At 65.6% G+C, this 10,557-nt stretch carries 1 protein-coding gene, 1 tRNA gene and 2 rRNA genes (1 of these 4 running past the window's edge); all 4 read left to right on the top strand.

The genetic code is table 11. The features are described 5' to 3' along the window. A 23S ribosomal RNA gene (locus NNY25_RS00765) occupies nucleotides 1-1,263 on the top strand (it extends 1,528 nt beyond the left edge of the window). 102 nt (nucleotides 1,264-1,365) lie between these two features. After that, nucleotides 1,366-1,480, top strand: a 5S ribosomal RNA gene (gene rrf, locus NNY25_RS00760). 180 nt (nucleotides 1,481-1,660) lie between these two features. Next, nucleotides 1,661-1,737, top strand: a tRNA-Met gene (locus NNY25_RS00755). 480 nt (nucleotides 1,738-2,217) lie between these two features. Beyond that, complete coding sequence (locus tag NNY25_RS00750) at nucleotides 2,218-10,506, top strand: Ig-like domain-containing protein (RefSeq protein WP_265569453.1); 8,289 nt, start codon at nucleotides 2,218-2,220, stop codon at nucleotides 10,504-10,506. Nucleotides 10,507-10,557: the final 51 nt, after the last annotated feature.

Here is a 10,557-nt window from a genome sequence, read left to right as displayed (position 1 = left end):
CCGTACCCGAAACCGACACAGGTGGGCAGGTAGAGTATACCAAGGCGCTTGAGAGAAGGGTGTTGAAGGAACTCGGCAAATTGCCTCCGTACCTTCGGAAGAAGGAGGCCCCGCGTTAAGGCAACTTTTCGCGGGGGGCACAGGCCAGGGGGTAGCGACTGTTTAGCAAAAACACAGGGCTCTGCTAAGTCGGCTTCAAGACGACGTATAGGGTCTGACGCCTGCCCGGTGCTTGAAGGTTAAAAGGAGGAGTGCAAGCTCCGAATTGAAGCCCAAGTAAACGGCGGCCGTAACTATAACGGTCCTAAGGTAGCGAAATTCCTTGTCGGGTAAGTTCCGACCTGCACGAATGGCGTAACGACTTCCCCACTGTCTCCAACACCTGCTCAGCGAAATTGAATTCTCCGTGAAGATGCGGAGTACCCGCGGTTAGACGGAAAGACCCCGTGCACCTTTACTGCAGCTTCAGAGTGGCTGTGGGAAACATTTGTGTAGGATAGGTGGGAGGCTTTGAACTTTCGGCGCCAGCTGGAAGGGAGCCATTGGTGAAATACCACCCTGATGTTTTCTACAGTCTAACCTCGTACCGTTATCCGGTACAGGGACCCTCTGTGGCGGGTAGTTTGACTGGGGCGGTCGCCTCCTAAAGAGTAACGGAGGCGCGCGATGGTAGGCTCAGGACGGTTGGAAACCGTCTGCAAGAGTGCAATGGCATAAGCCTGCCTGACTGCGAGACTGACAAGTCGAGCAGAGACGAAAGTCGGTCATAGTGATCCGGTGGTCCCTCGTGGAAGGGCCATCGCTCAACGGATAAAAGGTACGCCGGGGATAACAGGCTGATAACCCCCAAGAGCTCATATCGACGGGGTTGTTTGGCACCTCGATGTCGGCTCATCACATCCTGGGGCTGGAGCAGGTCCCAAGGGTTTGGCTGTTCGCCAATTAAAGTGGTACGTGAGCTGGGTTCAGAACGTCGCGAGACAGTTTGGTCCCTATCTGCCGTGGGCGTCGATATTTGAAAGGAGTTGCCCCTAGTACGAGAGGACCGGGGTGAACATGCCTCTGGTGGACCTGTCATCGTGCCAACGGTGCAGCAGGGTAGCTATGCATGGACGGGATAACCGCTGAAAGCATCTAAGCGGGAAGCCTCCCTTAAGATAAGATATCATCGAGCCGTGGAAGACCACCACGTTGATAGGCCGGGTGTGGAAGCGCAGTAATGCGTGGAGCTAACCGGTCCTAATTGCTCTGTTCGCGCTTGATGGATCCCACCATCATCGACAGTCCTTGAACGGGCTCGTCGAATTGCGATCGCTCACTAGATCATCAATCGATTTCTGGAATTTCGACACGACGGTCCCATAGCTTGGTGACCATGGCGTCCGTGACCCACCCGATCCCATCCCGAACTCGGCCGTGAAACCGGACTGCGCCGATGGTACTAATGCCTAAGCATTGGAAGAGTAGGTCGTCGCCAGGCTTTGCGACCGCCGTGTTGAAGGGTCCCGCGAAAGTAGTACTTTCGCGGGTGCCTAAAACCCATTCACAATGACAACGAAGCCGCTGCCGGTAACCCCGAGCGGCGGCTTTCGTGTCTATAGGCCGAGCGCCAGATCAGCCCGCATGAAGCGTGCCGATTTGACGGCTCAGCTGATGGTGCCGCGGGGTGGAGCAGTCCGGTAGCTCGTCAGGCTCATAACCTGAAGGTCGTAGGTTCAAATCCTACCCCCGCAACCAATCAAGAACCCCGCCCCGTGCGGGGTTTTTTATTGGCTGTGGCGGGATTGGGGCTTGAACCTCGTTCAGCCGGAGCCGCGAAGCGGCGGAGACCGACGGGCGCAGCCCGTAAATCCTACCCCCGCAACCAACCAACAACCCGCACTCGTGGCGGGTTTTTTTTGTGCCTGCCATCCGCCAAAAGCACCCACCCGGAGTGTGCCGGAATGGGGCGGTGAGATCGCCGATCGCCCGGTGCTGGAGAGGTCCTGTCTCCAAGTCGCTACAATTGCACGTTAAAATTTTCGACATAACCAATTTTAGTGATGGACTACCGTCCGCCGTCCGCTAGCGGTCGATTCATGTAGCCACCGGGGGGTGGTTGTTGCGTTTGGCGTGATTCGGGGGCGGGATCTTCGAATACCGAGAGGGACTGTGGGCATGGTGCCTCGGTGTTCCTCGTCTGCGCAGCGGCCGCGACCCGCAACTTGCGAGTGCGTAATGTCCAAGCGTCTTTCCCTCCTCCTCCTTGCCACCAGCGCGATGACCGCGCCGACCGCCGCGCAGGCGGGGACAGTGACGTCCGGACCGGCGACGATCTCGCTGGCGCAGGACGGCGACTGCGGGCTTGGGAGCTCGGTATCGGTGTTCCGTGTGAGCGCCCCCACCCGGGCGTCGTATCCCTGGGCGCTTTTCGGGGAGTGGAGCGGCAACCGGATCGTGTTCCGGCAAAACGTGAGCCCGTATGGGACCGCCGTTACCGCAAAATCCGGCAATTCCCCTGCCGATCTCGCCATTCCCACGCTGGGATTCGCTAGTCTCGCGGCAGTCTACGCCTGGGTGTCGTACGCCGATACTGCCCTTTCTAGCTCTTCCGTCAGCTACGACACGGCCCATTTCGATCCTTCGCAAGTCGATCCGTCCTGTCCGGGCTATGGGAACCTCGGACCCGCCCCCGTCATCGACGTGACGCCGGCGGGAGCCCTTCCCAACGACGGCGTGATCCAGATCACCACCAACGAGCGGCTCGTCGGGCTCGAGGCGTCGGACCTGTTGCTGACCGGCGGGACGGTGACCGGCCTTGTCCAGAACGACACGCTCGGCCACAGCTTCAGTGTCACCATTGCGCCCAGCGCGAGCACGGTCCAGCTGACCCTGCCGGCAGGCGCGGCCAAGGACGTCACCGGCAACAACAGTCCGCAGGTGACGCGCACCTACAGCGCGACCGTTGCCGACACGACTCCGCCGTTGGGCTATACTGTCAGTTTCGACGATGCGGTGTTGAATGCCGGCGAGATCGGCGCAGCCAGCTTTACCATTGCGGGCGCCGAAGTGGGCTCGTCTTACGATTACGCGATTTTCTCCACCGGAGGCGGCATTTCGGTTACCGGCAGCGGCACCGTAACGGCCGCAACCCAGACCGTGGGTGGCATCGATCTGAATTCCCTTGGCAATGGCACACTCACGCTCTCGCTGACCCTTACCGACGCGGCGGGCAATGCGGGCAGCGCCGTCACGGCGAATGCCACGCTCGATAGAACGCCGCCGTCGGGCTATTCGGCCAGCTTCCCCGACACCTATGTCAACGCGAGCGAAGCGACCAGCACCAGCTTCGTGATGGCGGGCGCTGAAGTCGGCGCGACCTACAGCTATTCGTTCACGACGCTCAATACCTATACCGCGAGCACGGGCTCGCTGCCCGGTTCGGCGGGGGCCACCGTTACCGGAAGCGGCACGGTCACCGCGGCCGACCAGACGGTCGGGGGGATCGACATCTCCTCGCTCGGCGACGGGCAGTTGCGCGTCGTGCTGACCTTGACCGATGCCGCGGGCAACGTGGGCGAGGCGGTCTATAGCGGCGGCGCGCCAGCCTTCAAGGATGCGACCCCGCCCGCATCGACGGCATATTTCCCGTACGAATATTACAACAGCGCCAACATTGGTTATCTCCAGCCGGGCATTTTGGAGGCGACCGTCGGCCTGAATTATAGCTATTCGCTTACCAGCACCGGCGGTGGAACCCCGCAGAGCGGATCGGGTACACTGACCAACGCAATGATGTCGGGAAGCAGTGCTCTCTTACCGGGCGTCAATGTCGCAGCCATGGCAGACGGCACGCTGACGCTTGAGATACAGGCGACCGACGCGGCGGGCAACGGGCCGATCACTTCTGTTGCGACTACCATCAAAGATACGGTTGCCCCGACCCCGTCGGTGCAGTGGACCAAGACCCAATATAACGCCGACGATGTCGCGACGGCGGGACTGCGGTTCACCAACGTGGAGGCGGGCGATACCTACAATTGGAGGATCAACGGTACGGCCGTGTCCGGCACCGGCACCTTCTCTTCGTCGGACGAGGTCGTCTACATCGACCTGACCGGCTTTGCCGATGGCGACATATGGGTGACGTCGTCCGTCACCGACCCGCAGTTCAACAAGAGCGCCGATATCGCGCGTCCGACCCAGAAGGACACGGTCGGCCCGGCGCCGACGGTGGCTTTCCCCTCGTCGACGATTGCATGGGAAAGCCGCGATGCGGTGACGCTGACGGCGCCGTTCAACTGCGAGGTCAATCGCGGGTGCAATTACGAGTTGTCGATCACCTCGACAGGCGGCGGGACTCCGGTCACCGCAACCGGCTTCAAGTTTTGGAACGACAGCAACAGCGACATCGGGCCGCTCGACCTGTCGGGTCTCGGCGCGGGTACGCTGACGGCGACGCTCAAGGTCACCGATACCGAAGGCAATCACACGACGGTCGAGACGACCGCGACGCTGGCGGGCGATGCGGTTGCGCCAAGCGGCTATTCGGCCGCCTTCGACAAGGCGGTCTTCAACGCGGCCGACGCCGCGAGTGCCAGCGTCACCATGGCGGGCGCCGAGGTCGGCGCGACCTACGCCTATTCGATCACCTCGAACGGCGGCGGCACGCCGGTGACGGGGGGCGGCACCGTCTCGGCGGCGGGCGAGCAGATCACCGGGCTCGACCTCACCGGGCTGGGCGACGGCACGGTCACGTTCGAGCTGGTGCTGACCGACGCGGCCGGTAATGCCGGCACGGCGGCCACGGCGATGGCGCAAAAGGACGCCACCGCTCCATCGGGCTATGACGGCGGCTTTCCGTCCTACATCAACGCGACCAATGTCACGGCGGGCGGGATCGTGGTCATCAGCACTGACGATGTCGGCGCTCAGATCGACTGGTCGGTTGCAAGCTCGGGCGGCGGTACGCCGCTGACCGGCGTGGGCGTGCGGAGCGGTGCCACCACGACCCTGACGGGGATCGACTTCTCGTCGCTGCCCGACGGCGAACTGACGCTCTCGCTGCGCCTCACTGACCTTGCGGGGAACGTCGGCCCGACCGTCGTTGCCACGTCGCGCGGCTACAAGGACATCATCGCGCCGCTCGCCTCGCTCGATATCCCGGTTCATGCGGGCAATCAGGTTTCGGCCCAGCTCAACGTGGATGCCGGGCAGCTGGTTTATGTGAACTACAGGGTGACGTCTTCGGTCCACGGGACGTTGGCGAATGTCGTCAACCAGGCTTTCACCGACACTAACCCCTTCTCGACGGATCTCGTCGTCGACGTCACCGGCAAGCAGCAGGGAACGCTAACCTTCAACGTCGATGTGTGGGACGAGCACGGCAATCATGCCAGCTTCCTGTCGCAGAGCTACACCTTCGACGAGGTCGCGCCGAGTGGTTATGCGGTGAGCTTCGTCGATCCGCTCATTTCCGCCGCCGAGGCCGGCTACGCCGGCTTCAACCTGACCGGTGCCGAAGTCGGGGCGACCTATGCGTGGACGATTAGCTCGTCGGGCGGCGGGTCGATCTCGGGGGGAGGCCCCGTCACGTCGGCGAGCCAGCTGTTCGAAGGGATCGATCTCAACTCCCTCGGAGAGGGCGAGCTGACGCTGTCGCTGACGCTGACCGACGCTGCCGGCAACGCCGGCACTGCCGCGACCGCCATGGGCACGCTCGACCGGACGCTGTGGCCGGCAAGCTATACGCCGGTCCCGATCGATGGTGGCAACGTGACGGCGTATACGCTTGCGCTATCGGGGCTGGAGATTGGCGCGACCTATCGCGTCAGCGTGCGCAACCAGGCGGACGGCACCCTGACGGACGGAAGCGATTTCGTCGCGACCGCGACCGAGATGGCCTCGCCGGCGCTGGACACCAGCGCCGTTAGCGACGGCGCGGTCTGGGCCATAGTCAGTGTGACCGATGCGGCGGGCAACGGCGTCAGCACATATGCGCCCACGACAAAGGACGTCGGCGCCCCCGCCGGCTATGCGGTTACGCTCGGCGCGGACAGCTACGACGAAGCGACCCTCTCCAGCGCAAGCTTCGAGATGACCGGTGCCGAAGTCGGCGCGAGCTTCGCCTACGAGATCAGCAGCTCGGGCGGCGGCACGCCGGTGACCGGCAGCGGCAGCGTCACCTCGACCACCCAGACGGTCGGCGGGATCGACCTGTCGGGCCTGGCCGACGGCACGCTGACCATCGCGCTCGCGCTGACCGACGCCGCGGGCAACGAGGGCCTTGCCGTCACCGACACCGCGACGCTCCAGCGCGACACGACCGCGCCGGCAGGCTACGCGATCGCCTTCGCCGACACGCTGCTCAACGCGAGCGAGGTGGGCAGTGTCACGCTCAACCTCACCGGCGCGGAAATCGGCGCCGACTTCGCCTTCGAGATCACCAGCGCGGGCGGCGGCACACCGGTCACCGGCACCGGGACCGTGGCCTCGGCGAGCCAGGCGATTACCGGGCTCGACCTCACCGACCTCGGTGACGGGACGCTCAGCGTGTCGATCGTGCTGACCGACGATGCGGGCAATGCGGGCGTCGAGGCGACCGGCAATGCGACCAAGGACACGCTCGCGCCATCGGGATACCGGTTCGGCGACATGTCGGGCATCATCAACGGCGCCAATGTCGCTGCCTACCCCGTGGAAATCGTGTTTGGCGCCGACGCGGGCGGGCTGACGGCCGAGGTCGAGATGATCTCGGCGTTCGGGGGCACGGCGAGCGCGACCTATCCCGTTTCCGGCGGCTTCGACGTCACGCCGTTCGATGCGAGTGCGCTCGCCGACGGCGCGGCGACACTGCGCTTCCGCCTGACCGATGCCGCCGGCAATGTCGGCGAGTGGGCTTCGTTCGAGCTCACCAAGGACACCGTGGCCCCGGTCTTCGGCGCGTCGGGCCTTGCCGTCTCGGCGGGCGTCCTGGGCGGGACGCTGACCCTCGACGACCTCTACAGTGGTGAAATCAGCTACAGCGTCACCTCGTCGGGCGGTGGCGCGCCGGTCACCGGCATCCTGCCGATGTCGGTCAGCCAGTCGCTGTCGATCGACGTGTCGCTGCTGCCCAGCGGCACCTTCACGCTGGCTCTCGAGGCGACCGACGCGGCGTTCAACAAGGGCACTGCCTCGTTCGAAGTCGAGGGCGATACCGCCGCGCCCGCCGGCTATGCAATCGCTTTCGCGGATCCCCTGATCGGCGATGCGGAAGCGGGCAATGTGGCGCTCGACCTCAACGGGCTGGAAGTGGGGGCGGACTATCTCGTCACCATCATCAGCGCGGGCGGCGGATCGCCGGTGACCCGTTCGGGCACCGTCACCGCGACCAGCGACACGCTGGTCGGGTTCGGTCTCGCCGGCCTCGGCGACGGCATGCTGACGGTCAAGCTGGTGCTGACCGATGCGGCAGGCAACGTCGGCAGCGAAGCGAGCGGCACGGCGATGAAGGACACGGCGGCGCCGGTCGTCACCGCGGGCGGCTTCGACACCGATCCGGTCACCGCGGCCAACGCGGGCGCTGCCAGCCTCTCCTTCTCGGGCGGCACGAGCGGCGACACCTACCAGGTCGCGATCGTCTCGGACGGCGGCGGCAGCAAGATGCTGTCGGGCACGCTTTCCGGCTCGACGACGACGCTGTCCGGGATCGACCTCACCGGGCTGGGCGACGGCACGCTGACCGCGACCGTCACGCTCGCCGATGCGGCGGGCAATGCGGCGACGCCGTTCGACTTCGACGTGCTCAAGGACACGCTCGCACCGTCGGGCTACGGCTTCGGACCGCTGGATCCGGTGGCGACCGCCAACGCGAGCGCCTATGCGCTTCCGCTCCAGGGGCTCGAGGTCGGGGCGACGCTTCACTATCTCGTCACCAGCGATGGAGGCGGCAGCACGTCGGGCTCGTTCGTCGCGGCGGCGGCGAGCGACTCCCTGTCGCTCGACCTCACCGGCCTCGGTGACGGGGCGATCACCGCGAAGATCTGGCAGGTCGACGCCGCAGGCAACACCGGTGCCCAAGCGAGCGTCTCGACCACCAAGGACAGCGCGGCGCCCAGCGGCTACGGCGCGGCGTTCGACCAGGCGGCGATCACTGCCGCCAACGCGTCGGCGGGCAGCTTCACCTTCTCGCTGGCCGAGGTGGGAAGCGACTTCGTCTATTCGATCACCTCGTCGACTGGCGGCACGCCAGTCAGCGGCAGCGGCACGATCGTTGCTGCCGACCAGCAGGTTGCCGGCCTCGACCTGACAGGGCTGGGCGATGGCACGCTGACCCTTTCGGTGACGCTCACCGACACGCTCGGCAACGCCGGGAGCCCGCAGACGGCCACGGTGACCAAGGACACCGCGGCGCCTTCGGGGCACACGGTGGCGAGCGTCTACCCGGTCATTTCGCAGGCGAACGCGGCGGCGATGGAAGTCGCGATCACCGGCGGCGAGGACGGGGCCGGATACGAGCTCGAGATCTCCTCGACCGGCGGTCCGGTCGTGGTGACTCGCACCGGGACGCTGTCGGGCGCCGACGTGATCCTTGCGGGCAACGACGTGAGCGGCCTCGCCGACGGTACGCTGACCCTGTCGCTGACGATCATCGACGAGGTCGGCAATCGTAGCGCCGCGGCGACCGCCACGGTCGTCAAGGACACGGCGCAGGCGACGGGCTTCTTCACCGTCCCGCTCGAGGCCGGCATTGCGGCGTTCGACGTCGCGGTGCAGTTCTCCGAGGAAGTGACGGGGCTCGCCGCGTCCGACTTCGTAGTCGCCAACGCTACCGCGAGCCTGGCTGGCAGCGGGGCGGCTTACGTGCTGACGCTCACCCCGAGCGGATCGGGCGACGTCACGCTCGAATTGCCGGCCGGAACCGCGCGCGATCTTGCGGGCAACCCGGTGGCGGGCATCGCGATGGTCTCGATCGGGATCGATGCGGTCGTGCCCGAACCGGTCGTCGGCACCGCGCCGGCGTCGGTCAACGGGCCGTTCAAGCTGCCTATCTCGTTCGGCGAAGCGGTCACCGGGCTCGAGGCGAGCGACTTCATCGTCGAGAATGCGACGATCGAGTTGACCGGCGGGCCGGCCGACTGGATCCTGATCGTCACGCCGACCGGCGAGGGCGATATTTCGATCCGCCTCCCCGAAGGAGCCGCCACCGATGCGGCCGGCAACCCGACCAAGGCCTTTGCGGCCGACATCGCGGTGGCGTTCGACGATGTCGCGCCGACCGTCACGCTGAGCGCCGAGCCGGGCCGGATCATCGGTCCGTTCGACCTCTCGATCGCCTTCTCGGAAGACGTGTCGGGTCTCGAGCTGGGCGACTTCCTGCTCGACAATGCGACCCTGTCGAACCTGCGCGAGGTCGATGCGGCCCACTATCTCGTTACCGTCAAGCCGACGGCGATGGGCAGCTTCAGCGTCGCGGTTGCGGCGGGCGCGGTTGTCGACGAAGCCGGGAACGAGAACGAGGCCTCGGACGCGTTCGAAGGCCAGTTCATCGACGAGGACAAGGTCCGCAAGGAGACCGTCGAGAAGGTCAGCACCTTCATGGCGCGCCGCGCCGACCAGATCATGGCGGCAGATCCCGACCTCGGCGCGTTCCTGCGCGACGGGGACGCGGCGGGCTCGCTCCAGGCCTCGGGCAACGGCGGCAACGTGCGGCTTGCCTATAACGGGCACTTCAGCCTTGCCGATCTTGGCGTGAAGTTGGGCGGCGACACGGCCAAGCGCCTCACGCTGTGGCTCCAGGGAAGCCTGGTCCATGTCGATGGGAGTGGGGACAATAGCGACATGTTCATCGGATACGCCGGGGCACATTACCGCCTGTCCAAGGACGCGGTGGTCGGCGTGATGGGGCAGGTCGACCAGGCCTCGCAGGACATCGAGACGCAGGCCGTCGCGCTCGACGGGTCGGGCTGGATGGTCGGTCCCTATTTCGCCGCGCGCGTCGGCAAGGGAGTGACCTTCGACGGGCGCGCCGCGTGGGGCGGTTCGGACAATGGCATCGTGTTCGAAAGCCATCCGGCGGGCGAAGCCTTCCAGACCCACCGCAGCCTCTACCGCATCGGCGTCAGCGGCGACCTCGACCTGTCGTCGTCGTGGACGCTGCGCCCGCAGGCGCGCCTGCTGCGCTACCGCGAGACGAGCGACCCCTACACCGACACGCTGGGCGTCGCGATTCCCGAGGTCGGCGTCGAGATCGGGCGCCTCGCGTTCGGCCCGCAGATCGAGCGCCGGTTCGCGCCGGCCGAGGGCAGCTGGGGCTTCGCGCCGCGGCTGGGAATCGACGGGCTGTGGGACTTCAGCTCCAAGCGCTGGGCGGACGGCGTGCCGGGCATCGGCCAGTCGACCGACGACTTCCGTGCGCGGATCAAGGTTGGCGGCACGCTGGGCACGCGTGACCTGGGGCTCGACTTCGATGCCTTCTACGACGGCATCGGCGCGTCGTCGTTCGACGCCTATGGCGTCTCGCTGCGACTGCGCAAGTCGATGTGATCGAAGGCGGGGCGGACTCTTGAGTCCGCCCCGTCCCTACTTGGCAGCGCG

It is taken from the genome of Sphingomicrobium nitratireducens (genome assembly GCF_026157035.1).
Classification (GTDB): Bacteria; Pseudomonadota; Alphaproteobacteria; order Sphingomonadales; family Sphingomonadaceae; genus Sphingomicrobium; species Sphingomicrobium nitratireducens.
This window is presented reverse-complemented; position numbering and strand designations above follow the sequence as displayed.